This window comes from Kineococcus deserti (assembly GCF_050871945.1).
In the GTDB taxonomy this organism is placed as follows: domain Bacteria; phylum Actinomycetota; class Actinomycetes; order Actinomycetales; family Kineococcaceae; genus Kineococcus.
Window position 1 is genome coordinate 33,722 of the sequence record NZ_JBJLSI010000004.1, and the last position, 24,659, is coordinate 58,380.

Annotated in this window: 31 protein-coding genes; 11 read left to right on the forward strand and 20 right to left on the reverse strand. The window is 74.2% G+C overall.

Translation table 11 applies throughout. The annotated features are described in order from the left end of the window. Nucleotides 1-60: 60 nt before the first annotated feature. Complete coding sequence (locus tag ACRYR2_RS04550; protein WP_432561643.1) at nt 61-1,071, forward strand: BadF/BadG/BcrA/BcrD ATPase family protein; 1,011 nt, start codon at nt 61-63, stop codon at nt 1,069-1,071. A 5-nt stretch (nt 1,072-1,076) separates the two neighbouring features. Here ACRYR2_RS04550 and ACRYR2_RS04555 read toward each other — a convergent pair whose 3' ends face one another. Next, nucleotides 1,077-1,961, reverse strand: a complete 885-nt coding sequence (locus tag ACRYR2_RS04555; protein WP_432561644.1) for a slipin family protein — start codon at nt 1,959-1,961, stop codon at nt 1,077-1,079. A 126-nt stretch (nt 1,962-2,087) separates the two neighbouring features. Between ACRYR2_RS04555 and ACRYR2_RS04560 the strand changes: the two genes are divergently transcribed. From ACRYR2_RS04560 to fmdA, 4 genes are all read left to right on the forward strand, one after another. Beyond that, nucleotides 2,088-2,252, forward strand: coding sequence for a hypothetical protein (locus ACRYR2_RS04560; RefSeq protein ID WP_432561645.1), 165 nt, complete (start codon nt 2,088-2,090; stop codon nt 2,250-2,252). A gap of 149 nt (nt 2,253-2,401) precedes the next feature. Continuing rightward, nucleotides 2,402-2,704 carry an FmdB family zinc ribbon protein gene (locus ACRYR2_RS04565; protein WP_432561646.1) on the forward strand — a complete coding sequence of 101 codons (303 nt, stop codon included), beginning with the start codon at nt 2,402-2,404 and terminating at the stop codon, nt 2,702-2,704. 33 nt (nt 2,705-2,737) lie between these two features. Further along, complete coding sequence (locus tag ACRYR2_RS04570) at nt 2,738-3,412, forward strand: AmiS/UreI family transporter (protein ID WP_432561647.1); 675 nt, start codon at nt 2,738-2,740, stop codon at nt 3,410-3,412. Next, a complete protein-coding gene (gene fmdA, locus ACRYR2_RS04575; RefSeq protein ID WP_432561648.1) occupies nt 3,405-4,658 on the forward strand; it encodes a formamidase in 1,254 nt (417 codons plus the stop codon). The genes ACRYR2_RS04570 and fmdA overlap by 8 nt, the downstream gene beginning before the upstream one ends. A gap of 3 nt (nt 4,659-4,661) precedes the next feature. On the opposite strand, the gene ACRYR2_RS04580 is transcribed toward fmdA, so the two are convergent. From ACRYR2_RS04580 to ACRYR2_RS04595, 4 genes are all read right to left on the reverse strand, one after another. Beyond that, entirely contained in the window at nt 4,662-5,615 is a 954-nt protein-coding gene (locus ACRYR2_RS04580) for a universal stress protein (protein ID WP_432561649.1), read from the reverse strand. Between the two features lie 40 nt (nt 5,616-5,655). Next, complete coding sequence (locus tag ACRYR2_RS04585; protein WP_432561650.1) at nt 5,656-7,389, reverse strand: sensor histidine kinase; 1,734 nt, start codon at nt 7,387-7,389, stop codon at nt 5,656-5,658. A 126-nt stretch (nt 7,390-7,515) separates the two neighbouring features. Next, nucleotides 7,516-8,469 carry a universal stress protein gene (locus ACRYR2_RS04590; protein ID WP_432561651.1) on the reverse strand — a complete coding sequence of 318 codons (954 nt, stop codon included), beginning with the start codon at nt 8,467-8,469 and terminating at the stop codon, nt 7,516-7,518. Then, on the reverse strand, nt 8,469-8,786 hold the full coding sequence (locus ACRYR2_RS04595) for a hypothetical protein (protein WP_432561652.1): 318 nt from the start codon (nt 8,784-8,786) through the stop codon (nt 8,469-8,471). The genes ACRYR2_RS04590 and ACRYR2_RS04595 overlap by 1 nt, the downstream gene beginning before the upstream one ends. Nucleotides 8,787-9,001: 215 nt before the next feature. Between ACRYR2_RS04595 and ACRYR2_RS04600 the strand changes: the two genes are divergently transcribed. After that, complete coding sequence (locus tag ACRYR2_RS04600; protein WP_432561653.1) at nt 9,002-9,727, forward strand: hypothetical protein; 726 nt, start codon at nt 9,002-9,004, stop codon at nt 9,725-9,727. Here ACRYR2_RS04600 and ACRYR2_RS04605 read toward each other — a convergent pair. Next, nucleotides 9,684-9,893, reverse strand: coding sequence for a hypothetical protein (locus ACRYR2_RS04605; protein WP_432561654.1), 210 nt, complete (start codon nt 9,891-9,893; stop codon nt 9,684-9,686). The two genes, ACRYR2_RS04600 and ACRYR2_RS04605, sit on opposite strands and share 44 nt — an antisense overlap. A 30-nt stretch (nt 9,894-9,923) precedes the next feature. Here ACRYR2_RS04605 and ACRYR2_RS04610 point away from each other — a divergent pair, with 30 nt between their 5' ends. After that, nucleotides 9,924-10,598: a CBS domain-containing protein gene (locus ACRYR2_RS04610; RefSeq protein WP_432561655.1), complete on the forward strand. Its 675-nt coding sequence runs from the start codon at nt 9,924-9,926 to the stop codon at nt 10,596-10,598. Here the strand turns inward: ACRYR2_RS04610 and ACRYR2_RS04615 are convergent. From ACRYR2_RS04615 to ACRYR2_RS04635, 5 genes are all read right to left on the reverse strand, one after another. Continuing rightward, nucleotides 10,573-11,211 carry a response regulator gene (locus ACRYR2_RS04615; RefSeq protein ID WP_432561656.1) on the reverse strand — a complete coding sequence of 213 codons (639 nt, stop codon included), beginning with the start codon at nt 11,209-11,211 and terminating at the stop codon, nt 10,573-10,575. The genes ACRYR2_RS04610 and ACRYR2_RS04615 overlap by 26 nt on opposite strands. A 9-nt stretch (nt 11,212-11,220) precedes the next feature. Then, on the reverse strand, nt 11,221-11,703 hold the full coding sequence (locus tag ACRYR2_RS04620) for a DUF1918 domain-containing protein (RefSeq protein ID WP_432561657.1): 483 nt from the start codon (nt 11,701-11,703) through the stop codon (nt 11,221-11,223). Nucleotides 11,704-11,805: 102 nt separating this feature from the next. Next, nucleotides 11,806-12,204, reverse strand: coding sequence for a pyridoxamine 5'-phosphate oxidase family protein (locus tag ACRYR2_RS04625; RefSeq protein ID WP_432561658.1), 399 nt, complete (start codon nt 12,202-12,204; stop codon nt 11,806-11,808). 205 nt (nt 12,205-12,409) lie between these two features. Next, complete coding sequence (locus ACRYR2_RS04630; RefSeq protein ID WP_432561659.1) at nt 12,410-12,829, reverse strand: pyridoxamine 5'-phosphate oxidase family protein; 420 nt, start codon at nt 12,827-12,829, stop codon at nt 12,410-12,412. Between the two features lie 33 nt (nt 12,830-12,862). Next, complete coding sequence (locus ACRYR2_RS04635) at nt 12,863-13,918, reverse strand: FUSC family protein (protein ID WP_432561660.1); 1,056 nt, start codon at nt 13,916-13,918, stop codon at nt 12,863-12,865. A gap of 140 nt (nt 13,919-14,058) precedes the next feature. Here ACRYR2_RS04635 and ACRYR2_RS04640 point away from each other — a divergent pair, with 140 nt between their 5' ends. Both ACRYR2_RS04640 and ACRYR2_RS04645 read left to right on the forward strand, forming a co-directional pair. Beyond that, complete coding sequence (locus tag ACRYR2_RS04640; protein ID WP_432561661.1) at nt 14,059-14,607, forward strand: hypothetical protein; 549 nt, start codon at nt 14,059-14,061, stop codon at nt 14,605-14,607. A gap of 188 nt (nt 14,608-14,795) precedes the next feature. Continuing rightward, nucleotides 14,796-15,278 carry a DUF4383 domain-containing protein gene (locus tag ACRYR2_RS04645; RefSeq protein WP_432561662.1) on the forward strand — a complete coding sequence of 161 codons (483 nt, stop codon included), beginning with the start codon at nt 14,796-14,798 and terminating at the stop codon, nt 15,276-15,278. A 184-nt stretch (nt 15,279-15,462) separates the two neighbouring features. Here the strand turns inward: ACRYR2_RS04645 and ACRYR2_RS04650 are convergent, their stop codons facing one another. Both ACRYR2_RS04650 and ACRYR2_RS04655 read right to left on the reverse strand, forming a co-directional pair. Continuing rightward, nucleotides 15,463-16,245, reverse strand: a complete 783-nt coding sequence (locus tag ACRYR2_RS04650) for an SDR family oxidoreductase (protein ID WP_432561663.1) — start codon at nt 16,243-16,245, stop codon at nt 15,463-15,465. 152 nt (nt 16,246-16,397) lie between these two features. Beyond that, entirely contained in the window at nt 16,398-17,426 is a 1,029-nt protein-coding gene (locus ACRYR2_RS04655; RefSeq protein ID WP_432561664.1) for a zinc-dependent alcohol dehydrogenase family protein, read from the reverse strand. Nucleotides 17,427-17,556: 130 nt separating this feature from the next. On the opposite strand from ACRYR2_RS04655, the gene ACRYR2_RS04660 reads away from it, so the two are divergent. Then, the gene (locus ACRYR2_RS04660; protein ID WP_432561665.1) at nt 17,557-18,531 is read left to right on the forward strand and encodes a sugar-binding transcriptional regulator; all 975 of its coding nucleotides are present in this window, start codon (nt 17,557-17,559) and stop codon (nt 18,529-18,531) included. A gap of 147 nt (nt 18,532-18,678) precedes the next feature. Then, entirely contained in the window at nt 18,679-19,884 is a 1,206-nt protein-coding gene (locus ACRYR2_RS04665) for an MFS transporter (protein ID WP_432561666.1), read from the forward strand. 208 nt (nt 19,885-20,092) lie between these two features. On the opposite strand, the gene ACRYR2_RS04670 is transcribed toward ACRYR2_RS04665, so the two are convergent. The 7 genes from ACRYR2_RS04670 to ACRYR2_RS04700 form a co-directional block, all read right to left on the reverse strand. Further along, the gene (locus ACRYR2_RS04670; RefSeq protein ID WP_432561667.1) at nt 20,093-20,476 is read right to left on the reverse strand and encodes a hypothetical protein; all 384 of its coding nucleotides are present in this window, start codon (nt 20,474-20,476) and stop codon (nt 20,093-20,095) included. A gap of 140 nt (nt 20,477-20,616) precedes the next feature. Continuing rightward, nucleotides 20,617-21,321: a hypothetical protein gene (locus tag ACRYR2_RS04675; RefSeq protein ID WP_432561668.1), complete on the reverse strand. Its 705-nt coding sequence runs from the start codon at nt 21,319-21,321 to the stop codon at nt 20,617-20,619. A gap of 92 nt (nt 21,322-21,413) precedes the next feature. Continuing rightward, nucleotides 21,414-22,040, reverse strand: coding sequence for a DUF3618 domain-containing protein (locus ACRYR2_RS04680; RefSeq protein WP_432561669.1), 627 nt, complete (start codon nt 22,038-22,040; stop codon nt 21,414-21,416). Beyond that, on the reverse strand, nt 22,016-22,444 hold the full coding sequence (locus tag ACRYR2_RS04685; protein WP_432561670.1) for a phage holin family protein: 429 nt from the start codon (nt 22,442-22,444) through the stop codon (nt 22,016-22,018). Before ACRYR2_RS04685 ends, ACRYR2_RS04680 begins: the two co-directional genes overlap by 25 nt. Further along, complete coding sequence (locus ACRYR2_RS04690) at nt 22,441-23,262, reverse strand: CsbD family protein (protein ID WP_432561671.1); 822 nt, start codon at nt 23,260-23,262, stop codon at nt 22,441-22,443. The genes ACRYR2_RS04685 and ACRYR2_RS04690 overlap by 4 nt, the downstream gene beginning before the upstream one ends. A 17-nt stretch (nt 23,263-23,279) precedes the next feature. Further along, complete coding sequence (locus tag ACRYR2_RS04695) at nt 23,280-23,687, reverse strand: DUF2382 domain-containing protein (protein WP_432561672.1); 408 nt, start codon at nt 23,685-23,687, stop codon at nt 23,280-23,282. A gap of 26 nt (nt 23,688-23,713) precedes the next feature. Beyond that, nucleotides 23,714-24,631, reverse strand: a complete 918-nt coding sequence (locus tag ACRYR2_RS04700) for a DUF2382 domain-containing protein (RefSeq protein WP_432561673.1) — start codon at nt 24,629-24,631, stop codon at nt 23,714-23,716. Between the last annotated feature and the right edge of the window lie 28 nt (nt 24,632-24,659).

Genomic DNA, 24,659 nt, shown 5'->3' on the forward strand with positions numbered 1-24,659 from the left:
TCCGCGCCACACCGCCGGTGGCCGCCACCACCGGTGTTCCGGCACCTAGGCTCACCCCCCATGAGCCAGCGCGGGCGCAGCTTCGTCGTCGCCGTCGACTCCGGCGGCACCGAGACACGGGTCGGCTGCTTCGGCCTCGACGGCCGCCCGCTGTCGACGGCCCTGGGCCCCGCCGGCGCAGCCCACCACGACCACGACGCCGCGGCGAACCTCACCTCGACGGTGCGCTCGGCCCTCGATGCCGGCGGCCTCACCCCCACCGACGCCCGCGCCCTGGTGGCGGGCGTCTCGGGCATCGCCCGGCGCGGGTCGAACCAGGGCGGCCTCACGCCGGCCGCGGCCCGGGAGTTCTACCCGATGCCGTGGCTGGACTGCCCCGTGGTCTTCGTCAACGACGCCGTCGTCGCCCACCGCGGTGCGCTGCTCGGCCGGCCGGGTGTCGTGGTGGTCGCCGGGACCGGTTCGATGGTCCTGGCGATCGACGGGGACGGCCGCGAGGTCGAGAGCGGGCAGTTCGAGCACTACGCCGGAGCGGCCCGGCACCTGGTGTTCGACGTCGTCCACCAACTGCTGCAGGAACGCGCGACGGCGGCCGACGCCGACCTCCTCACCCGCGTGCTGGACCACTGGGGCGCCTCCGACGTCGCGGCCCTCCGGTCGACGCTCCTCGACCTGGCGACCGTGGACCGCAACGAGGCGAAACGTCGCTGGGGCGCGCTCGCGCCCGCCGTCACCGAACTCGCCGACGCCTCCCCCGTGGCCGACCGGGCGCTGCGGGAGCTCACCGACCGGACCGCCTCAGGGGTGCTGCTCCTGGCTCCCCTCGTGGGCGGGACGCCGGTTCCGGTCGCCCTGACGGGTTCCCTGGCTCAGGCGCCCGCGTTCCGGCAGCGCCTGCGCACCTCCCTGCGGGTTCCGGGAACGACGGTCACCGACCTGGTCCCCACCGCACTGGGCGCGGTCGGCGGGGCGGCCCTGCTGGCGCTGCAGCGGCTCGGGCTGCGAACGGGTTCCGACGTCGTGGCGAACCTCCGTGCGGAACTCCCCGTCGCGACGGTGGCCCCGGCGTAGGAGCGCTACGCGGTGCCCGGTGGGCCGGGAACGCTCGACGTCGCCGGCTGGTCCCCGGGCTCCTCCCGCTCCGCCTGCGTCGCCCGCGCCTTCCGGGCGCCGTTCGGCGACACCTGAGCCGCGGCCGTCTCGTGCTGCAGGAACGTGCCGAGCTCGGAGATCGTCGACATCAGCGGTGCGGGCAGGACGACCGTGCTGTTCTTGTCGACCGCGATCTCGGCCAGCGTCTGCAGCGTCCGCAGCTGCAGCGCCAGCGGGTGCTCGGTCATGACGTCGGAGGCCTGGCCCAGCGCGTCGGCGGCCAGCATCTCCCCCTCGGCGTTGATGATCTTCGCCCGCTTCTCCCGTTCGGCCTCGGCCTGCTTGGCCATGGCCCGCTGCATGCCGGCCGGCAGCTGGATGTCCTTGAGCTCCACGAGGGTCACGTCGACGCCCCACACGCCCGTGGTGCGGTCCAGGATGCGGCGGATGTCCTCGTTGATCCGGTCGGTGTCGGCCAGGATGTCGTCGAGCACGTGCTGGCCGACGACCTTGCGCAGCGTCGTCTGCGCGATCTGGTTGATGGCCGCCGAGACGTTCTCGATGACGACGACGGACCGCGCCGGGTCGACGACGCCGTAGTAGGCGACGGCCGAGACGTCGACGCTGACGTTGTCGCGGGTGATGATCCCCTGCGACTGGATGGGCATCGTGACGATGCGCAGGGAGACGTGCCGCAGCACGTCGACGACGGGCACGATCAACCGCAGCCCCGGGTCCCGGACCGCGATCAGCCGGCCCAGCCGGAACACGACACCGCGCTCGTACTGCCGCACGATGCGCACCGACAGCAGCGCCGCCAGCAGGACCACGCCCAGCACGACCAACCCGACGACGACCGCAGTTCCCACGGCGCACCTCCACCCCCACGCTCATCCCCGCACTCCTCCCCGGCCCAGGGACTTCGGTCCCGCAACGGAACGGGCCGGCGGCGCCTCGGCGCGCGGATCCACCGCCCGTCGGCAACGCTGGGACGCATGAGCGACCCGCAGCAGAACGACCAGCCCGGCCTCGACCCCGACGCCGACCCCGAGGAGCTGAACCCGCGCGACCTGCGCGACACCGACAGCGAGGACGGCGCCCGTTCGGGGGACGAGGCCGACACCGACGCGGACCCGGAGACGCTGAACCCGGCCGACTGACCGACCGGTCCACCGAGCTGCTGCTCCGTGGCGCGAACCTGACGCACGACCGGTCCCGGGACCAACGTCCCGGGACTCGCGTCCCCCGGGACGTTTGGGTCGGCACCAGGTGGCACGCGCCACCGGAGCGGACCGACGGAGAGGTCGGGATGAGCAGCTACGAGTACCGCTGCGCGCGGGACGGGGTGTTCGAGCAGCGCCACGCGATGGGTACCGCTCCACCCACCGGGACCTGCCCGCAGTGCGGCGGGTCGTCGTCCCGCGTCTTCAGCCCTCCCCTGCTGGGCACCCGGGCCCGGGGGGCGCTGTCGCTCATCGACGCGACCGAACGGACCGCGAGCGAACCCGACGTCGTGTCCGCTCCGCCACCACGCCGCACGGGCGGACCCGCGAGAACGGCGAAGAGCCGGCCCGAGCCGAATCCCGCCCTGGCGCGACTGCCCCGGCCCTGAACCGGCCGGCCGTCCCCTGGAGGTGAATCGTCGATGGGAAGTGTCGGACTGCTCTACGTCGGAGCCGTCCTGGTCATCAACGGGCTCGCGCTGCTGGGTCTCGTCAGCGCGCGCGACGCCGTGCCGATCAACCTGTTCGTGGGAGGTCTGCAGGTCCTGACCCCCACGTGGCTGGTGTTCTCCTCGGGCGGGGATCCCGACGCCGTGCTCGCCGCCTCGGGGTTGTTCCTGTTCGGGTTCACGTACCTGTACGTGGCGATGGGCACGCTGCTGGGCCTGGACGGCACCGGGCTCGGCTGGTTCTCGGCGTTCGTGGCCGCGTGCGCCCTGGTCTACTCCGGGCTGAACTTCGGCCGGTTCGACGATCCCGCGTTCGGCGTCGTCTGGCTGATGTGGGCCTTCCTGTGGTTCCTGTTCTTCCTGGTGCTCGCCCGTGGCCGCACCGCGCTGACGCGCTACACCGGCGCCGTCGCGGTGGCCCAGGGCATCGTCACCGGCGCCGTGCCGTCGTTCATGCTGCTCACCGGGACGTGGGCACCGAACACCACGGCCACGGCGGTCGTGCTGGCCGTGTTCGCCGTGACGGCCTTCGTCGGACTGTTCGCCCTGTTGCGCCGGCCCGCGACCGTCACCCTCCCCCCGACCACCCCCGGCACCAGTGAGGACTCGCAAGCGTCAACGCCGAACAAGGAGCACAGACATGCCTGAACTGGTCTTCCCCCTGGACTCGCGCAAGAGGTTCTCCGAGCAGGACCTCGTGGGGCACAACCGCTGGCACCCCGACGTGCCCGCGCAGGTGCACGTCCGGCCCGACAGCTCCTTCCGGGTCCACTGCCGGGAGTGGTTCGACGGCGCCATCCACAACGACGACAACGCCGACGACATCCGCGACGCCCCGCTGTCCACGGTGCACGTCCTGTCCGGCCCGATCGCGGTGGACGGCGCCCACCCCGGGGACCTGCTCGTCGTCGACATCCTCGACGTCGGCCCCATCCCCGGGGAGGACTCCGGCCCGCTGGCCGGGCAGGGCTGGGGGTACACGGGCATCTTCGCCACGCAGAACGGCGGGGGTTTCCTCACCGAGCAGTTCCCCGACGCCTACAAGGTGATCTGGGACTTCCGGGGCCAGGTCGCCACGTCCCGGCACGTCCCGGGGGTGTCGTTCACGGGCATCGTGCACCCCGGCCTGATGGGCACCGCTCCCTCGCACGACCTGCTGGCCCGCTGGAACCAGCGCGAGGGCGCTCTCATCGCCACCGACCCGGACCGGGTTCCGCCGCTGGCCCTGCCGCCGCTGCCGCAGGACGCCCTGCTGGGCACCCTGTCCGGCGACGCGTTCGAGCAGGCCGCCGCCGAGGCGGCCCGCACGGCGCCGCCGCGGGAGAACGGCGGGAACCAGGACATCAAGAACCTCACCCGGGGCAGCCGGGTCTTCTACCCGGTGTTCGTCGAGGGCGCGAACCTGTCGATGGGCGACCTGCACTTCTCGCAGGGCGACGGGGAGATCACGTTCTGCGGTGCCATCGAGATGGGTGGGTTCATGGACCTGCACGTCGACGTGATCCCGGGCGGCATGACGACGTACGGCGTCGGGGAGAACGCGGTGTTCATGCCGGGCACCACCGACCCGCAGTTCAGCCAGTGGCTGGCGTTCTCCGGGACCTCGGTGACGCTGGACGGCGAGCAGCGCTACCTCGATTCCCACCTGTCGTACCAGCGCGCCTGCCTGCACGCGATCGACTACCTCACGAAGTTCGGGTACACCCCCGAGCAGGCGTACATGATCCTCGGCGCCGCGCCCATCGAAGGACGGCTGTCGGGTGTCGTGGACATCCCGAACTCCTGCTCCACGGTGTACCTGCCCACGGCGATCTTCGACATCGACGTCCGCCCGTCCGCGCAGGGCCCGGAACAGATCGACCCCGGTCAGGGAGTTCCGCGCTCGAGCTTCTGACCCCTACGAGCGTGCCGTGCTCCGTTCGCCCTCCTCGGCCACCGCGTCGGGGAGGACGGCGGGGACCGGGGCCGGGACGACGATCAGCGGTACCGGGCAGCGCCGCACCAGCGTGGTGGTGGTGGAGCCGAACAACGCCGACAGGAACGCACCGCGGCCGCGGTGCCCCGTCACGACCAGACCGCACCCTTCCGACCCGTCCGTTCGGCTCCAGCCCTGCAGCAGGGCGTCGGAGGCGAAGGCGCCCTCGACGATCCGGGTCCTGGTCACCAGCCCCGGGTGGGTCGCGGCGATCCGGGCGAGGGCGGCGTCGACCTGGTCGACGCGGTGACGTTCGGCGGCTTCCAGCCGGTGCACGTAGTTCCCCGGTCGCGTCGGCACGCCCGGCGCCTCCAGGCTCACGATCCCCACGAGCTCCAGCACCGCCCCGGCCGCCGCGGCGTAGCGCGCCGCGATCGTCACGGCCTCCTCGGAGGCGGGCGAACCGTCGAGCCCGACGGTCACACCGGGTGCTCCCGTGGGTTCCTCGGCGCCGACGGGGACGAACGCGACCGGGACGGCGGAGTGGTCGGCGAGGTACCTCGCCGTCGAGCCGAACAGCGGCGCGTCCTTGCGCCGCCCCCGCGTGCCCACCACGACGAGGTCGGCCGCCCCGGCCGCCGGCAGGAGTTCGACCCGTGGGCTGTGCCAGGAGAACTCCTCCACCAGCGTCCGGGAGGCGTCGGCCTGCCGGGCCAGCTCCGCGGCCGTCGCCAGGGCCTGGCGACCGGCGGCCACGGCGGCCCGGCGCGCGGGCGGGAAACGTCCACCGCCGGCGCGCGACTCCTCCACGCAGTGGACCAGCTGGAGCCGGGCGTCGGCCGGCAGACCCCAGCGGGCCGCCCACACCACCGCCGACTCCCCCGTCCGGCTGCCGTCCACGCCGACCACGATCGTCCTCGCGCTTCCCGCGTCCATGTCTGCCCTCCTGGGTGGTTGCCCCCAGGGTCCGGGTTGTTCAGCGGCCGCACAGGGCAGAACGTCCCGGGACCGACCACCTCGTGCGGGTTCCGCGGCCTCCACCTCCCGGCGAGGTGTGCGTCGGTGAGGTGGTCGTGCACGATCCGCCCAGGGACCGGGCCCGCTGTTCGAGGTTGGCCAGGCCGCTGCGCCGGTGCGCCGTTCCCGTTCCCGCGGCCGGCCCCGTCCCGACGCCGTCGTCGGCCACGGTCAGCACCAGTTCGTGGGGGGACAGTTCCACCTGCACGGTGACGTGCCCGGCGCGGGCGTGCCGGGCGCAGTTCGACAGCAGTTCCCGCACGACGGCCTCCACGTGCCCGGCCACGTCACCGGTGACCAGTGCACCGGCCGGGACGTCGAACGCGACGGTCGGCGGGAAACCCAGCAGGTCGGTGAACTCGGCGACCAGCGGCAGCACGACGTCGCGGACGTCGACCTCCCGCGGAGCGTGGGTGAGCTGGAAGATCGTGGAGCGGATGGCGCGGATCGTCTCGTCGCAGGCCTCCACGACCTGCCGCAGCGCCCGCGCGGTCTCCGGCTCCGCGGTGCGCCCGGCCAGGGCCGACAGCCGCAGACCCGAGGCGAACAACTGCTGGATCACGTGGTCGTGCAGGTCCCGCGCGATGCGGTCCCGGTCGTCGACCAGCGCGAGGCGACGACGGTCCTCCTGCGCCCGGCCGAGTTCGAGGGCCAGCGCCACGTGGCCGGTGAAGTCGCCGGCCATCGCCAGGTCGTCGTCGCCGAACGCCCGGGCGCCCGTGCGCCTCAGCAGCACCAGCAACGCGGGTCGCTGCCCGGGGGTGAGCGGGACGTGCACCATCATCGCCGGACCGCTGGGCACGGCGGTCAGCGACGTGTTCATGCCGGCCTGCGCGGCATCGGTGAACACGGCGTCGGCCTCCTGGCCCAGCACCCGGCCGGCGAGGGTCTCGACGCGCCTCCACGTGGTGCCCAGCAGCAGGTCCGCGACCTCGCCGTCGGCGGCCACGACCTGCAGCAGCTCCTCGTCGCCGTGGTCGACCCGCAGCACCAGCCCCAGGTCGGCCAGCGCCGCGGCACGGGCCTGCCGGGCGATGAGGGACAGCGGGGAGGACCGCTCGGCCAGCAGGTCCCGGACGATCTCGGCGGAGGCCTGCAGCCAGCGCTGCCGGCGTTCGGCGACGTCGAACAACCGCGCGTTGTCGATCGCCACCCCCGCGGCCGAGGCCAGGGCCACCAGCAGTTCGGAGTCCTCGGAGCTGAACGGCACCACGGTCCCGCCGACGATCTTGCCGCTGACGTGCAGGTTCCCGAAGAACTCCCCGCGCACCCGGACGGGAACCTCCAGCCGAGAGGTCCCGGCAGCGGGTTCGGCGACCGCGTCGCCGGCGCGGTACTCCTGCCACCCCGGGCCCGACTCCCCGCCGGGCCCGGGAACGGCGAGCACCGCGTACCGGGCCCCGACCAGGTCGCGGGCCGCGACGGCGGTGCGGCGCAGCAGAACGGGCAGGTCCAGGTCGGTGCTGATCGCGCGCGTCGCGGCCAGCAGGCTGCGCAACCGGCCCTGGGTGGACAGCACGTCCTGGGCCCGCTCGATGAGCTGTTCCAGCAACTGGTCCAGTTCCAGCCGGCCGACCTGCGGGAAGGTGATGCCGGGGTCGTCCGGGCCGCCGTCCGGATCACCGTCCGACCCGCCGTCCACCCCGCCGCGCGGACCGTCCCAGCGCGTGCGCTCGTCGAACCCGGACGTCATCGGCCTCGCCTCGCCTCCCGTCGCGCCCGACGTCTCGCCCGACGTCGCGCGCACCGCCGATGCAAGCACACGCGGGGCCGGTTGCCCAGGTGCGTTCCAGCGGGCGGGTACCGCGGGGCCGGGAGGTCATCCGGCGTGGGAACCGGCGGCCGGTGCGGCGCCGTGGGCGACCCGCGCGGGGTCGGGGACGACGACCACGGGTCCGCTCGCGCGGTGCAGGACGTCGTGGCTGGTCGAGCCGAGCAGGGCGGTCGCGAACGCCCCGTGGCCGCGCGCGCCGACCACCAGCAGGCGGGCACGGGCCGCGTACTCGACGAGCACCGGCCCTGGTTCGACCCCCTCGAGCACGTCGACGTCCACCTGCAGGCCGGGGTGGGTGGCCCGGACCTGCCCGGCCAGGACCTCGCCGTCGTGCCGGTGCGCGGTCTCCTCGACGCTGCGCAGCTCCCCGATCCGCACCGGGTCCCAGTCCCCGGCGTACCGGGAGGTGGACCGCCAGGTGCGGACGATGCGCAGGGGTTCGGCGAGGTCGGCCGCTCGCGTGGCCGCGAAACCCACGGCGGCCCGGGCCGCCGAGGAACCGTCGTCCCCCACGACGATCCCACGGGTTCCCGCGGCCGGGGCGGAGCGCACGACGGCGACCGGGCACGGGGCGTGCGCGGCGAGGAACAGGCTCGTGGAACCCAGCAGGAGACCGGAGAAACCGTGGGTGCGGACCCAGCTGCGGTGCGCCGCTCCACTCACCAGCAGCGCGGCGCCCTGGGCGGCCTGCTGCAGCACGCGCCGCGGACGGTCGCGGACGGTCTCGCTGGTCACGGTGAGGCCGGGGTGTTCCTCCCGCACCCGGGCGGCGACCTCGGCGAGCGCCTCCCGGGCCCGCTCGTCGACGTACCGCCGCAGGTCCTCGTCGTACCAGCGTGCGGTGACGTCGCCCGTGACGGTCTCCGGAACCGCGTGCACCAGGTGCAGGGCGAGACCGTCGTGGTGGGCGTGCTCGGCCGCCCAGTCCACGGCGGGGCGGTCGGCGTCGCCGTCGGCGACCCCGACGACCACGCGACCGGTCCGCTGCCCGGCGCCCATCAACCCACCGCCGTCCGCGTCCCGGCGGGCGGGACGAGCCGCAGCGGGCCACCGGAACGCGGCAGCGGCCGGATCCGCGGTGCGCCCGCGCCCGCTTCCGCGCCCGGCTCCGCGCCCGGTTCCGCGCCCGGCTCCGTTCCGTCGGGGACCCGCAGCGACCGGGAGCGGACGAGGAGTTCCCGATGCCCGGCCGGCGCCTCGCGGACGGCGGCGGGTCCGGGTCCGCCCGCCTCGTCGTGGGCGTGGACCGGGCGCGGTTCCACGGTGTTCCGCACCGCCTCGACCACCACCGGCCCGTCCCGCCCTCGTCCGCTCACGGGTGCAGCGTGTTCGGGGAACCGCCGGTGGATCAGGGCAGAAGGTCCCGCAGGAACTGCGGGAACCCCCGGCGCCGCGCCGCGGCCGGAACGTCGTCGACCCGACGGTCCCGGGTGCCCGGTGACGGCTGACCCGGGACCTCGGCCCCTGTCGCCGGAACCGGGCGGGAACCACGATCCGCCTCTGGTGCACCCACCGGAGGAGGCCGGTTCGCGTGGACGGTGAAGACCGCACCCTGCACCGGCGAGCGGGACTGCTCGCCCGTTGCCGCAGTCGCCTGGCCGGTTCCCTGGCGCGGGAGCGGACCGTCGTCGTGGTCCGCGGGGAACTGCACCGGTCCCCCCTGGTGAACCGCGCGACCCTGCTCGAGGCCACGGTCCTGTGCGCTGTCACCGTCGCGGGCCTGCTGGGCAGCGGGGCGCTGCTCGCGCACGCCCCCCGGGCCGCCGCGCAGGCCGGTGCCCAGGCCCGTGAACGGATCAGCGCCCAGACGGTCGTGCCGGCGACCTTGACGGTCGTCGCGGACGAGGCCTCCCGCGATCCCGCCGGTGACCACCGGGCGAGCAACGTCACGGTGCAGGTGCGCTGGGAGTGGGAGGGCCGCCCCCGCGAACGCACCGCGGCCCTGGGCACCGTCAGCGCGTGGCGGGCCGACGACGCCGCGCCCACCGGCACGGGACCGGCGTCGGGAACCGCGATCCGCGTCGACGCCCACGGCGCGCCGGCCCTGCCCGCCGAACCGCCCGCCCAGGCCGTGACCCTGGCGTGGATCACCCACCTCGTGGGGGCCCTGATCGTGGTGGTCCTGACGTCCGTGGCGCGCGGGGTCGTGACCGCGGCCGCGATCCGGCTGCGCGGCGCGGCGTGGCAGCGGGAGTTCGACCGGTGGCGGCCGGTCAGCGGAACGGGGGGACGGCGGCCACCGGAACCGTGGCCGTGAGCAGCACCGCGGGCCGCACCTGCCGCAGGAACTCCCGTTCCCCCTCCAGCGGACCACCCGGGTCACCGTCGGGAACACCGTCGGGCACACCGTCGGGCACCCGGACCAGCGCCCGGCCGCCCAGGGGACTTCGTCCCTGGCGCCGACCGCGGAACGGGGCCACCATGGGGGCCCGGGTCCTGGGAGGTGCTCAACGGTGCTGGTGAGGGAGGCGCTGCCGTCACGGCAGCCGGTCACCCTGGTGGCCGACGACGAGATCGCGCACGCGGCACGGGTGCTGCTGCACCACGGTTTCTCCTCGGCGCCCGTGCTGGGCACCGACGGCGGGCTGGTGGGCGTGGTCAGCGAGTCCGACCTGCTGCGCGGACGGGTGCGCCCGGACCCGCGCTCGCACCTGCTGCCCCACGACGACCTCGACGACACCGGCGAGGAACTGTTCCGCACGGTCGCCGAGGTGATGACCCCGCACCCCGTGACCGTGGACCTGCGCGACGACCTCGCCGACGCCGTCGCGGTCCTGCTGGATCGGGGTTTCAAGGCGGTTCCGGTGATGGACGGTCACCGCCTCGTCGGCGTCCTGGCCCGCCGCGACGTCCTGCGCACCCTCACCCACGACGACGAGGACGTGCGCCGGGCCGTGCAGGACCGGCTGGCGGAGGACCTGCCCGACCAGACGTGGACGGTCACCGCCGACAACGGCGTCGTCACCGTGAGCGGCCCCTACGACGCCGCCTCGCAACGGGTCGCGGCCGTCGTCGCGCGCACGGTCCCCGGTGTCGTCCGGGTCGCGGTCACCGCGGACCCGCTGAGCTACGACGATCCCGACGCCACCCGCCGGGACGGTCTCACCCGCGGGAACGCGCGGTGGTGAACAACGCCGCCTGCGTCCGGCTGGCCAGGCCGAGCTTCGCGAGCACGTTCGAGACGTAGTTCTTGACGGTCTTCTCCGCCAGGTGCAGTTCGGCGCCGATCTGCCGGTTCGTCCGGCCCTCGCTGAGCAGCCGCAGGACGCGGCGTTCCTGCGGGGTGAGCTCGGCCAGCCGCCGGTCGGCCGCCAGCGGGTCCTCCAGCCGCCGGCGCACCTGCTCCACCGCGGCCGGGTCCAGCAGGGTCCTGCCCTCGTGGACCGCGCGCACCGAACCCACCAGGTCGGTGGTGCCGATCTCCTTCAGCAGGTACCCCGCCGCGCCCGCCAGCACCGAGGCCATCAGCGCCTCGTCGTCGTCGTAGGAGGTCAGGACGATCGTGCGCGTCCCCGGTGAGAGCAGCGCCACCTGCCGGCAGACGTCGATCCCCGAACCGTCCGGCAGCCGGCCGTCGAGGACGGCGACGTCGGGACGCGTCAGGGTGATCCCCTCGAGGGCGTCGGCGACGGTCGCCGCCTCCCCGACCACCTCGACGTCGTCGCCGGCCTCCAGCACGGCGCGCAGACCGGCGCGGACGACGGCGTGGTCGTCGAGCAGGAAGACCCGGATCCTGGGCACGCGCGCGACCTAGCCGCGGCTCCCGACGACCGACTCCGCCCGGGCGGTCAGGCTGTCGGCCAGCTGGCGCAACGCGCGGGCGGTGGCGACCTCGGCGCCGACCTCGGCCGACGGCGCGTCCGCGGGCTGCCGGTGCGCGCTGCCCGTGCCGTCGAAACCGCTCAGGACCGCGTGCGCCGTGGTGTCGTCCTCGTGGGCGAACACGTCGACGGTGACGGTCCAGCGGCGCACGTGCTCCCAGCCCTGACCCGGTGGCCGCTCGCCCGCCGCGGAGGCCGCACCCCCGTCCGAACCCCCGTCCGAACCTTCGTCGTGGGAGACGCTGGCGTCGTGCCCGGGGAAGAAGACGGTCTCGGTGCCGGTGTCGTCCCAGCGGACGCGGTAGGGCGGGCTGCCGTCGGGGTGGGGGACGTCGACCACGACCCCGTCGCGCCGGGTGGCGCCGACGGTGGCCGAGGCGATGACGATGCGGTCGCCGGGACGAGCTCTCATGGTTCCTCCTCGAACAGCTGGAGCAGTTCCTCGACGGGGGTTCCCATCGTCCTCCTCCGGCGCGGCCAGGTCCACGCCCCACCTCGGCCGCCGGGCACCGCCTCAGCCGTCGAGGCGGGCGCGGTGGACCAGCGCCACGTCCACGGCGTGGAAGGAGTCGCGGACGCCCGGGGCCCACGGCGTCAGCCCGCGCCGCACCTCCTCGGGAGGATCGGGCAGCGCCCGGCAGCGCCCGGTCACGGTGATCGTCCACCCGGGGCCGCTCCCCGTCGTGGGGCCGTCCACGTCCACGGCGAAGGCGACCACGGCGTCCCGCACCGACCGGGCCAGGACGGTGTCGACGCCGGTGCGGAAGAGGATGCGCGCACCGAGCACCCGGTAGTTCACGGTCGCCACCGCGGGCAGCGCGCCGTGGGTGAACACGATGCGCCCCACTCCCTGCGGAGGCAGCCCGGCCACCGGAACCTCCGGCGCAGCCGTCGTCGGCACGGGTGCGTCCACGCCTCCCACGCTCACCGCCCCCACGCCACGACGGGGGTGCCGCGCCCGGACCGGTGCCGGGCCGTCACCCGCGGCGGACCGCTCCCGGACGAACTCCTGTCCATCCCCACCTCCCACCCGTGCGGCGTCGCACGGTCTCGGCGACGCCCCGCTCACGGTGGGTCCGCCGCGGCCGCGGTCCCAGGGGCCAAGGTCCCTGACGCCCTCAGTCGGTGCGGGGCGGCGGGATCGGCCGGGCGCTGAGCAGCCTGCCGGTGAACTGCACCATGTCCAGCGCGAGCACGGGCCCTCCGGGCTGGGGGCAGAACTCCTCCACGGCCTGCGGCCGGGCCCCCGGTGGCGCCGCCCGGCACCCGCCGAGGACGGTGACGCTCCACCCGTCGCCGATGGCCGCCTCCGCGTCCACCTCGACGTGGTCGACGTGGTAGGCCAGCACGTCGCCGTCGCGGTGGTGGCGCAAGGCGCTGCGGGCCGGTGTCGGGAACCACAACCGGTCGCCCCACACGACGTAGCGCGTGGAGGCCACCGCCGGGAGCGAGTCCTCGGTGAACACGATGCGGCCGCGTCCGCTGGTGCCGAGGAAGGTCCGGCAGGCCTGCGCGCTGAGTTCGGTCAGTTCCTGCACCCCCGCACAGTGCCCCCGGCCGCCGCGTCCGGGTCAGGGCCCTTCGTCCCCCGTCACCGCGCCCTCGCGCAGGTTCCCGCGGCCGGCGCGGCGGGCCACCAGCGCGCGGAACACCAGCGCGCCCAGCAGCCCGACGACCACTCCGACCAGGGTTTCGAGCACCCGGTCCGCGACGAGCGTGGCCACGGGACGGGTGAGCGCCAACTGTCCCGACAGCAGCGCCAGCGGCGTGATGAACAGCATGGCCAGGCCGTAGTTGCGGGTCACCACCAGTTCGGTGGCCCCCTGCAGCACGGCCAGCAGCACGACGACGGCCAGGGCCGGCAGGGGTGGCGCCAGCAGCACGGCCGCCACCAGGACGCCGACGACGGTGCCCAGGCTGCGCTGGACCCCGCGCACGACCTGGGTGGAGGACGTCGGCGCGGCCAGCGGGACCACGGCCGCCACCATGGCCCAGTAGGGGTGGCCGATGCCCAGGGCGACCGCGACCCCGCCGGCCGCCGCCACGACGACCGCGCAGCACAGCGCGTGGGCGAGCAGCGGCACCTCCCGCGGGACGTGCGGCGGCGGTGGCGCGGCGGCACGCGAGGGCGCCAGCCGCACCTCCAGCACGCCCAGCAGCACCGACAGCGCCGCCGCCCCCGCGGCCACACCGGTCACCGGCCCCACGTCCGAGGCGGCCACGGGGACCGAGCCGCAGGCGGTGACGGCGAAGACGAAGAACATCGGGCCCGGCGGCCGCCAGCGCCCGCGGTCGGCCAGCAGCGAGGTGCCGGCCGCCCAGGCGGCGGCGACGGGCACGACGAGCAGCGTGCGGTCCACGCTGACGGCCACGGCCGCACCGGTCGCGACCGCGGCGACGAGCAGGATCCCGACGGCACCCTGGGTCCGCCACCGGCCCGGTACCGGTGCGCGGCCGCCGTAGACCGAGGCGAACACGCCGAACGTCGCGTACAGCGCCCACGCCAGGTGCTCCAGCCACCACAGGGCCAGCAGCGCCAGCAGCAGGCAGCACGAGGCCCGCACCGCCACGCGCCAGGCGCCGGGTGCCGGCGCCACCCTCAGCAGGTCCGTCAGGAACTGGTGCACCCACCCAGTCTGCGGGCCGACGCAGGCACACCTGTGACGCCCGCGTCGTGGGGAGGAGTTTCGAGTGGTTGACCCTGCTCATCACGGGTAGGACAGGGCAGGACAGTTCGAAACCCCTACTGGACCAGGAGCACCTCACCGTGGCAGAGCGTCAGACCGTCATCCGTTCGCTGCACGACATCGGACTCGCCGCGTGGTTCGGTGGCTCGCTGTTCGGGGCCGTCGGTCTGAACGGCGCCTCCGCCGCGGTCAGCGACCCCACCGACCGCACGCACGTCGCCACCGCCGGGTGGGCACGCTGGGCTCCGGTCAACGCCGCCGCCCTGGCCGTGCACGCCATCGGCGGCATCGGGCTCATCGCGGGCAACAAGGGCCGCGTGGTGGGCCAGTCCGGAACCCGCGGGAACACCGTCCTCAAGAGCGCCGTGACCCTGGCCGCCATGGGCGTCACCGCCTGGTCGGGGCTGGAGGGTGCACGCCTGGGCAAGGACTCCAAGGCCCCGGCGAACTCCGGTGTCGACCCGAGCCCGGAGACCCCGGCGGAGCAGGCGAGCGCCATGAAGCGCCTCAAGGTGCTGCAGTGGACCATTCCCGCGCTGACCGGTGTCCTGCTGGTCATGACCGCTCAGCAGGGCGAGCAGCAGAAGGCGTCGCAGGTGCTCAAGGGCCTGCTGCCCGGCCGCAGCTGAGGACCCTCGCGGAAACCGGACCGCCAGCACGTCGGGAACGACGTGTCGGCGGTCCGGTCACGGGTGCGCCGGCTCCGCTCTGCGGCTCCTCCGGCCGCTTCCACTTGCCGCCCCCGCAGGGCGGTCCTAGCGTCGCGAACGGTCCAACCAGGGCCGACGAACCCCCTTCCGACAGGATCCCGGCGACCATGAGCGAACGCGCCACAGGCAGTGAGACGACGCACGGGACGATCCACCGCCACACCTCCCACCAGGACCAGCCGTCGGCCGGGCAGCTCATCTCGGCGGTGCTGGGGACGACCTACGTCGTCGTGGGGTTGCTGGGTTTCCTGGTGACCGGTTCCTCCGACTTCACCGGTCACGACCCGGCGCACAACATCGCCGGCATCACGGTCAACCCCCTGCACAACGTCGCCCACCTGCTCGTCGGCGGTCTCGGGGTCGCCGCCTACGCCCGGCCCACGTTCGCGCGCGCCTACGGCGCGCTGCTGCTGGTCGCCTACGGCGGCCTGTTCGTCTGGGGCCTGCTGGTCGCCGGGGAGCCCAACGCCATGAACCTCGACACCGGCGCCAACGTCCTGCACGGCGCGACCGCCCTGTTGGGCCTGCTCATCGCCCTGCTGCCGGCCCGGCACGAGGAACGGGCCGACTCCGCCCAGGGTGCTCGCTGACGGCTCGGCGTTCCCGGTCCTCCTCCACCGGCAGCAGGTCGCCCGCCGGCGTGCGCAGCCGGACCCGGTGGCCGCCCGCGAGCAGGGCGTCGCGGGTGGTCCACGACTGCCCTGTCGCCGGCGCGTGCTGCCGCTCCTCCGAGCGGACCCCGCACGACGCGGCGGGCCCGGCCGACGGCTCCGCTCAGTACTTGGCGGACTGTCCGCCGTCGATCGGGACGACCGCGGCGTTGACGTAGCTGGCGTCGTCGGACAGCAGGAAGGCGACGACCGAGGCGATCTCCGGAGCCCTGCCGTAGCGCTTGGTCGGGTTGACCTGGATGAACTGCTCGGCGGCCCCCTCCGGGTTCTCGGGGTCGAGCTGGCGCATGGAGTTCTCGACCATCGGCGTCCAGATCGCGCCCGGGGCGATCGCGTTGATGCTGATCCCGTACTGGCCGTACTCGACGGCGGAGTTGCGGGTCAGGCCCACGACGCCGTGCTTGGCGGCGGCGTAGCCGGACTGGTTGCCGACACCGCGGATGCCACCGACGCTCGCGGTGTTCACCACGCGACCCGAACCCTGCTCGCGCATGACCTTCAGGACCTTCTCCAGGCCCAGGAACACACCGCGCAGGTTGATGCCGTGGACGCGGTCGAACTCGGAGACCGTGAAGTCCTCGGTCAGGTTCTGGCGGCCCTCGATGCCGGCGTTGTTGAAGAACCCGTCGATGCGGCCGAACCGCTCGAGGGTGGCGGCCACGTAGGCCTCGACGTCGGTCTCCTCCGACACGTCCGCCACGACGGTGATGACCTCGGCCTGCGGGGCGGCCTCGGTCACGGCCGCGGCCGACTCGGCCAGGCCCTGCTCCGAGACGTCGACGAGCGCGAGCTTCGCGCCCTCGGTGGCCAGCCGTACCGCGGTGGCGCGGCCCAGGCCGGACCCGCCGCCGGTGATGAGGATGACGCGGTCGCTGAAGCGGTCCACGGGAACGTCCTTCCGACTCTGGTGTGCGTCCGCCGCACGCCGGGACGACCTCCGTCGACCGTTCCGGCAGGTGCTGCGCCTTCTGCTCAACACCTGTCGCTCAGGCTACTCGGATGTTTGAACCTCGAACAGCACGGGATGGCCCGTCCGGCTCAGTCCGCCCAGACGATGCCGACCTTGCCCCCGACCCCGGAGTCGGCCACCGCGTACGCCTCGGCCGCCTCCTGCAACGCGAAGGTGTGGGTGACGACCGCCTCCGGGTGCAGCCCCCACCGCACGAGGTTGGTCAGCAGTTCACCCGTGCGCACGGTCGAGGACACCCAGGAACCGTGGATCGTCAGCTGCCGGTGGATGATCACCTCGCTGACGTCGACGGCCAGCTGCCCACCCTCGCCGACCAGCGCCACCCGCCCCCACCGGCGGGTGTGCCTGAGCGCGGTGAGCTGGCCGGCCCCGTTGCCGGAGCAGTCGACGGAGGTTTCCGCGCCGTCGCCGAGCAGGGCGTCGAGTTCGTCGTCGGCGCCGGCCACGGCGTGGTCGACGGCGCCGAGCTCCAGGGCCAGCGCGCGCCGCTGCGGGCTGGGGTCGGTACCGACCACCGTGCCGGCACCCATGGCCTTGCCGAGCAGGCCGGCCGCCAGGCCGACCGGGCCCAGACCGGTGACCAGCAGCCGGTCGCGACCGGAGACGCCGATCCGGCACAGCGCCTCGTAGGCGGTGCTGAAACCGCACGCGACGCAGGCGCCGTCGAGGAACGTGAGTTCGTCCGGCAGGACCAGCAGGTCACGCTCCTCGGCCAGCAGCAGGTCGGCGTGCCCGCCGTCGCGCTGCCACCCGTACGCGGCCCGTTGCGGTGCGGTGCAACTGATCTGGTACCCGCGTCGGCACTCCTCGCACTGCCCGCAGCCGCTGATGTGGTAGACGACGACGCGGTCGCCGACGGAGATCCGCTGGACGCCCGGCCCCACCGCGACGACCCGCCCGGCGGGTTCGTGGCCACCGGCGACGCCCTGGTAGGCCTCCGGCCCCTCCCCGAGGTGCTCGCGGTAGATGGCGCGCAGGTCCGATCCGCAGATGGTGGAGGCGCGCATCGCCACGACCACCTGGCCGTGGCCGGGGCGGGGGTCCTCGACCTCGCGCAGGTCGACCTCGCGGTTGCCGGGCAGGTGGGCAGCGCGCACGGGAGAACTCCTCACAGGTCGTCGTCGATCAGCTGTTCTCACTTGAGCACGCGTGCTCGCACGTGATGCACTGAGCATCGGAACGAGCCCGCGCGTTGTCAACCCTCGCCGAGACCTCACGGAGGAAGCCGTGGCGCGCAGACCCACAGCGCAGTCGGTGGCCGCCCTGCGGCCCGGGGCGCTGGCCCTGGCGGTCGACGTCGCCCGCCGGTTCCACCTCGACGGCGACTCCAAGGTGCGGATCGCGCAGGACCTGGGGATCAACCGGTTCAAGGTGGCCCGGCTGCTGGAACTGGCCCGGCTCGCAGGTCTGGTGCAGGTCGTCGTGGGCGCCCCGGCCGACCTCGACGCCGGCCTGTCCGCCGCGTTGCGCGAGCGGTACGGGCTGCAGCACGCGCTCGTGCTCCTCGACGCCGGTGCTGACGGCGCCGTCCAGCGCCTGCGCGTCGGCCGGCTCGCCGCCGAACTGCTCGAACAACTCCTCACCGAGGACGACGTCGTGGGACTGGCCTGGGGGCGGACCGTGTCGGCCGTCGTCGACAGCTGGAGCGAACGGGTTCCCGCCACGTTCGTCCAGCTCGCCGGGTCGCTGGCCCGCGACGACGTCGCGCAGAACGGTCCCGAACTCATCACGTCGATGGCCCGGCGCGCGGGCGGCCGCGCGATCACGTTCTACGCACCGCTCGTGGTGGCCGACGAGAACACCGCCGTCGCGCTGCACGGCGACGGGCCGGTCGCGCGCGCCGTGCAGGCGATGGACGACCTCACCAAGGCCGTCGTCTCGATCGGCGCCTGGGCACCGGGCCAGTCGACCGTCCGCGACGCCCTGTCCCCCACCGACCGCGCCGAACTCGACCGCGCCGGCGTGCGCGCGGAGGTGACCGGCCTGCTGTTCGGCGCCGACGGCCGGGTCGTCGACGCCCTGGGCCCCCGGTCCCTGTGCGTCACCGAGCAGCAGTTGCGGAGCACCCCGCAGGTCATCGCCCTGGCCGCCGGCGCCGAACGCGCCGGAGCGGTGCAGGCCGTCCTGCGCAGCGGACTGCTCGACGGGCTGGTCACCCACGCCTCCCTCGCCCGGGAGGTGCTCGACGGTGCCGGCCCCTGAGCGCACTGCCCTCCCGTGATCGTGCACGGGAAATCCCCGTCGGGTCCGGCGACCCCGGTCACTAGGATCACCGCGACGCGAGGGCGCGGGCCGCGGGCACGCACCTCCCGGACCGACCGCCACCCCGCCGACCGGAGTTGATCCGCCGTGACCTCGCCCGTCTCCACCACCGCGCCGCCCACCACACCGGTGCGCCGGGCCCGCTCCGCCGTCGCCGGCTGCTTCTTCCTCAACGCCGTCTTCTACTCCAGCCTCGTCCCGCGCCTGCCCGAACTGCGCGACGGCCTGGGCATCAGCAACGCGGCGCTGGGCACGGCGATCGCCGCCCTGCCGCTCGGCAGCCTCGTCGCGGCCCCGTTCTCCTCCGTCGTGCTGCGCCGGCTGGGCTCCGCGTGGACGGCCTCGGCCGGGCTCGTCCTGCTCGCCGCCGCCATCTCGGCGGCGGTCGCCGCACCCACCTGGCCCCTCCTGGTGGTCGCGTTCTTCCTCGCCGGCCTCGTCGACGCCCTCGTCGACGTCGCCCAGAACGCGCACGGCCTCCGCGTCCAGCGGGCCTACGGGCGCTCGATCCTCAACTCCTTCCACGGCGTCTGGAGCGTCGGTGCGGCGACGGGCGCGGTGCTCGGCTCGGCCGGGGCCGCCCTGACGGTTCCGCTGACGGGTCAGGTGTGGGTCACCGCGGCCGTCCTCGGCGTCGTCGCCCTCCTGCTGCAACGCCTCATGCTGCGCGGACCCGACCGCCCCGAACCCACCGGGGACGAGACGGCGGCAGCGCGCCGGGCCACGCCACGCCGCCGCGCCCGGGTGGTCGCCGCGGTCCTCGCCCTCGGTCTGCTCGCCGCCTGCGGCAGTCTCGTCGAGGACGCCGGGTCGTCCTGGAGCGCCATCTACCTGCACGACGAACTCGGCACCGCCGCGGGTACCGCGGGGCTGGGCTACCTGGCGCTCATGGTCGCCATGACGTTCGCGCGGCTCACGGGTGACCGGCTCGTCGACCGCTACGGCCAGCGCCGGGTCGTGCGCACCGGTGGCGCCATGACGGCGCTGGGGATGGGCACCGCCCTCCTGTGGCCGTCGCTACCGCTGACGCTCGCCGGGTTCGCCCTGGCGGGCGCGGGCGTCGCGACGCTCATCCCCGCCGCCTTCCACGCCGCCGACGAACTTCCGGGCCTGCCGCACGGCGTGGGGTTGTCACTGGTGAACTGGGCCATGCGGCTGGGTTTCCTGCTCAGCCCGCCGTTGATCGGCCTGATCGCCGACACCGTGAGCCTGCGGCTGGGGCTGACCGTCACGGTCGCCGCGGGGCTCGCCACGCTCGTGCTCGGCCGGTCCCTGGCCGGCCGGGAACGCTGAGCCGGAGGGGTCGCAGGCCGACGGCCGGGTCGAGATCGACGAGGCGAACCTCCCCGCGGCGCATCGACGCAGTCCGTCAGCGGTGGCGCCCTCCCACACCTCACGGTCTCGCGGACGTCCTCGTCCAGTGCGGCCAGGCCGGGGAACCGACCGGACGGCGCCACGGATCGGAGCCGGCACGAACGGCGGCGGAACGGGAACCGAAGAGCTACCCGGTCGCGGTGTGCTCGCCGGGTGGCAGCAACCGGCACCAGAGGTGGGCACCGTCCGGGGCCGACCGCCATCCCCAGTCGGCCGAGAGGTTCGACAGCAGCGCCTGCGTCTCCGGTGGCAGGGGCGGCGGGCTGCTGTCGGGCAACTGCAGGTCCACGCCCAGGACCAGCGTGCCGCCCGCGTCCGTGACGTGCAGGGCGGTCGGCCGCAGGCGCTCCCCCAGCCCGCCGAGCAGTTCGGCGGTCACCTGCACCGCGTCGTCGCCCTGCTCCTCCAGACCGCTGCGTTCGGCCTGGAGGCGGACGAAACGCCGGGCCTGGCGCAGCGGTTCGGCGTCGCCGAGGAGGTCGATCCGGAGGCCGTCAGTCGTCGCGTCCACTCGCTGCCTTCCCGTCGCAGGAGGCCACCGGGTTGGACCACCGGTTGAAGTCTGACCCGGAACCCCGCCCGGGGCCACCACAGCCGCGGTCGCGGCCGGCCCGGCACCGCGGGGTGCCACAGGTGGGCCGGCCGCGCGCCTCAGCGGCCCAGACCGGCGCGGTCCACCCGGCGGTGGAAGCGCATGCCCGCCAGACCACCCAGCACGGCGCCCACGAGCGCGACGAGCGCGGCGGCGACGACGGCGATGACCGACCCGGCGGTCAGCGAACCGGAGTCGACGGGCAGCCGCGGGAAGCTGTTCAACTGTCCCAGGACGTCGTACTGGTTGCCCGCCACGGCCGCGACCACCGCGACCACGACGGCGATGACGACGGCCCACACCCAGACCGCGATCCCCTGGCGCGCCCCGTTGAAGCGCGCCATCCGGCCCGCGACGTAGCCGCCGCAGAAGTAGGACACCAGCAGGACGACGAGCAGCGCGATGCCGCCCACCACCCCGATGGTCCCCGCGTTCTGGTCGGCGGAGTTCTGCGCGGCGTCCAGCGCCTGGTCGACCCCGCCGGCCGAGGCGAGCCCGACGGCCGTGCCGGTGGCCGCCAGGAGGGCGGTGAGCAGGACGGCCGCCCCGGTGGCGGTGAGCCAGCCGAAGAACGCCGATCCCACCTTCACCCCGCCGTGGGCGTTCTTCTCCCGCTCGACCACGGCGTGACGGTCCATCGGCCGTTCGCGGTGCGGTTCCTGTCCGGCCTCGTGCCCGGGTCGCCGCACGAGGCGGGGGGTGTCGTCGCGGGTCTGCTGCTCGTTCCCGGCGCGGTGCGAGCCGGAGTTGTCGGGCGTGCTCATGATCGGCTCCTCAGCTGATGGGAACGGCCGGTGAGGCGTCCCGGTCGGGACGCCCCACCGGCCGGTGGGTGGTGCTTCGTGCTCGGGCGGGGTCAGGACCTGGCGTCCTGCGCGCTGCCCTTGACGTTGCCGGCCGATTCACGACCCTGCTCCTGGACCGTCCCGGCCGCGCTGCGCGCGTCCTCCTGGACGGTGCCGGCGGCGTCCTGCGCGGTCTCCTTGACCTGCGCCGCAGCCTCCTTGGCGTGCTCGCCGAGGGAGCTGCCGACCTCGGAGGCCATGCTCTTGGCCTCCTGCAGCAGCGGCTGGCCCTTGTCCTTGGCCGTCTCGACCAGGGCGCGGGTCGCCTCGGTCTCCTTGGCCGAGGCCGGGAAGAGCGAGGACAGCAGCCAGCCGGCGCCGAAGGCGATGACCCCGGCCGCGAGCGGATTGCCCTGGGCCTTCGACTTGGCCTTGGCCACGCCGCCACCGGCGGCGTCGCCGGAGGACGAGGCCGCACCCTTGACGCTGTCGGCCGCGCCCTTGACGCTGTCGGCGGCGTCGTGCGCCGACCCCATGATCCGGTCCCGGACGCCCGCCACGCTGGCCTTGGCCGCCTCGACCTGCCGGTGGGCGACGTTCGAGGGACTGATCTTGTCGCTCAGGGCGTCCAGGTCGGCGGACAGTTGGCTGCGCGTCCCCTCGATGTCGTGCTTCAGCTGTTCCGGTTCTTCAGCCACTGGACGTCCTCCTTCACACTCTCCTGCGTCTGCTGCATGGGCGGGGGAACCTTCTTGAGTTCCGTGCGGCCGCGCTGGACGAGCACGGCGGCGATGACGGCCCAGACGACGGTGACGATCAGCGCGGCCCAGCCGTAGCCGATGACCCCGCCGAGGGCGATGACCACCAGGGCGGTCAGCGAGATGAGGAACAGGTGCCCGGCGACGCCGCCGCCGGCCAGCAGGCCCACCCCCTTGCCCGCCGTCTTGGCGTCCTGGGTCGCCTCGGCCTTGGCCAGCGCGATCTCCTGGCGCACCAGCGTCGACAGTTCCGTGGTGATGCTGCCGACGATGTCGCCCAGGGAACGGTCCTCCCCCGCGCCGGTCGGTCCCCCGGGGGGCGGGGCGGCGGTGGATCCGCTCACGGCCGGTACCCGAGGTCGGCGCGCGTCGCGTTGCCCGGGAGCACGGGGTCACCCGTGGGGGTTCCCGGCACGCCGTACCCGGCGGAGGCGGTTCCCGCGTAGGGCTCGACCGGCGGGGTCAGGGTGGGGATGTCCGCCGGGCGCGCGGTGGGCGAGCCGGCCGGGACCAGTTCCGCGGACGACGCGGAATCCTGGTCGTGCTGGGCCTTGGCCCCACGGCTGAGCCGGCCCGCGGCCACCCCCGCGACGAGGGCACCGAGCAGGAACGCGCCCGGCCTGCGCCGCGCGAACGAGCGGGTCTGCTGCAGCAGGTCACCGGAGGAGGCGTCGTTCAGGTGCGAACCCCACGACGACGTCCGGTCGCCGAGCTGGCGCACCAGCTGGGTCGCGTGGCCCGAACCGCCACCGGAGGAGGCCATCTCGCCGAGTTCGGCACCGAAACCGGTGAGGAACTGCGACAGCTTGTCCCGCACGGCGTCGGACTGCTCGGACAGCTGCCGACGCAGCTCCTCCAGCAGGTCCCCGGCCTGGTCCTTGGCCTCCGCCAGGACGTTCTGCGCCTGCTCCTGCGCGCTGCCCGCCACCGCCGCGGCCTGTTCCTTGGCCGTGCCTGCGACGTTGCCGGCCTCTTCCTTGGCGGTGCCCGCCACCTGCTCGCGGGCGCTGCCGGACTGCCCCGGTCCCGCCGGTCCCGTCGTCGTGGGGCCCGTCACCGGGCCCGTTCCCGTGACCGGCCCGGTCGCGAACTGCGGGGCCAGCGGGTCGGCCGGCTCGGCGCGGTGCGCGGCGGTCGCCCCGGTGTCGTCGTTGCTGCTCATGCGTACCTCCGGATGTCTCACTCGGTGCTGGATGTGTTCTCGGTCGCCGGACCGACGACGGTCACGTCCGCGACCTCGGTCGCCAGGTCGGCCGAGACGACGTCCTCGCCCCGGACCGTCCGCTTGCGGACGACAACTCGCTCCACGGGCAGGACCCGCAAGGTCACCTCGGGAACCTCCTCGTGCAGGACGACGACGATCTCGTCAGCGTCCGCGGCAGGTTCCGCGAGGGGCACGGGGTCGAGTTCCTCGCGGGTGACCACGAGTTCCTCGGTCCGCACCGGAACCTCGATCGTGCGGGTCTCGGTCACGATCCGTTTCGCGACCCGGACACGTTCGACGGCGACCCGTTCGGTCCCGACGTGCAGGACCTCCTGGTGCAGCTGGACCTCCGGCGCTGCCCGCCGGCTGCTGGGTTCTGCCACCGCCGGCTCCTCCGGCTCCTCGGGGTTCAGTCGCGGTCGCCGCGGCCCGTGGTGCCGGTGCGGGTGGTCGAGTCCGTGTCGAGGTCGATGTGCTCCTCGCGCACCTCGGCCTGGACGGTCTCGGTGTCCTGCACGGTCTCGGTGCCGAGCTTGACGCGTTCGACCGGAACGGTCTCCTTCGCGGCGACCGCGTGCTCCTCGGTGAGCACGACCTCGTGCTCCTCCTCGGTGAGGTCCCCACCGGACAGCGCCGCGCCGCGGTTGGCCTCGGTGATCGGCTCGCGCTCGACCACGACCTCCTCGTGCGAGACGGGAACGGACTTCGAGACGGTCTCGCTGGTGATGTACTTGCGCAGCCGGGCGCGGCCCGCTTCGCGGGTCTCGGTGCCGACGTGCAGTTCTTCCTTCGAGCGCGTCATGGCGTCGTCGGTGTTGGGGCCGGAGGTGTCGTGGCCCTCGGTGCGACCCTCGGTGTACCCCTCGGCCCGCGTTCCGGTGGCGAACTCCGCGTCGCGGTCCGTGCCGGAGGTGACACCGGTTCCGGTCGTCCCGACCGTGTCCGTGGTCGTGTGGCCCGTGGTCGCGGTGCCCGTCGTGGTGGTCGTGTCGGTCGTGGTGCCGCCACCGGCGATGCCGTAGTAGCGGTACAGGTCGTCCTCGTCGCTCGGGCTGAGTTCACGGCCCGGGTCGTGGTGCGGGGCGTCCTTCACGAACGACTTGTCGAACGGGACGGTGACGGTGTCCCCCGAGACGGTCGCCTGCGACAGCGGGATGAGGGAGACGTTCGAGCCGAAGAGGCCGGTCTTGACCGAGACCCATTCCGGCTGGCCGGAGGTGTTGTCGAGGTACACCTCGTCGACCTTGCCGATCTTGTCGCCGTTGGAACCGGTGACGGTGGCGCCGAAGAGGGTGTCAGGCGTGTCGAACTGAGGCAATGTCGTCATCTCCTGCGTGAGTCGGTCGTCTCGGGCA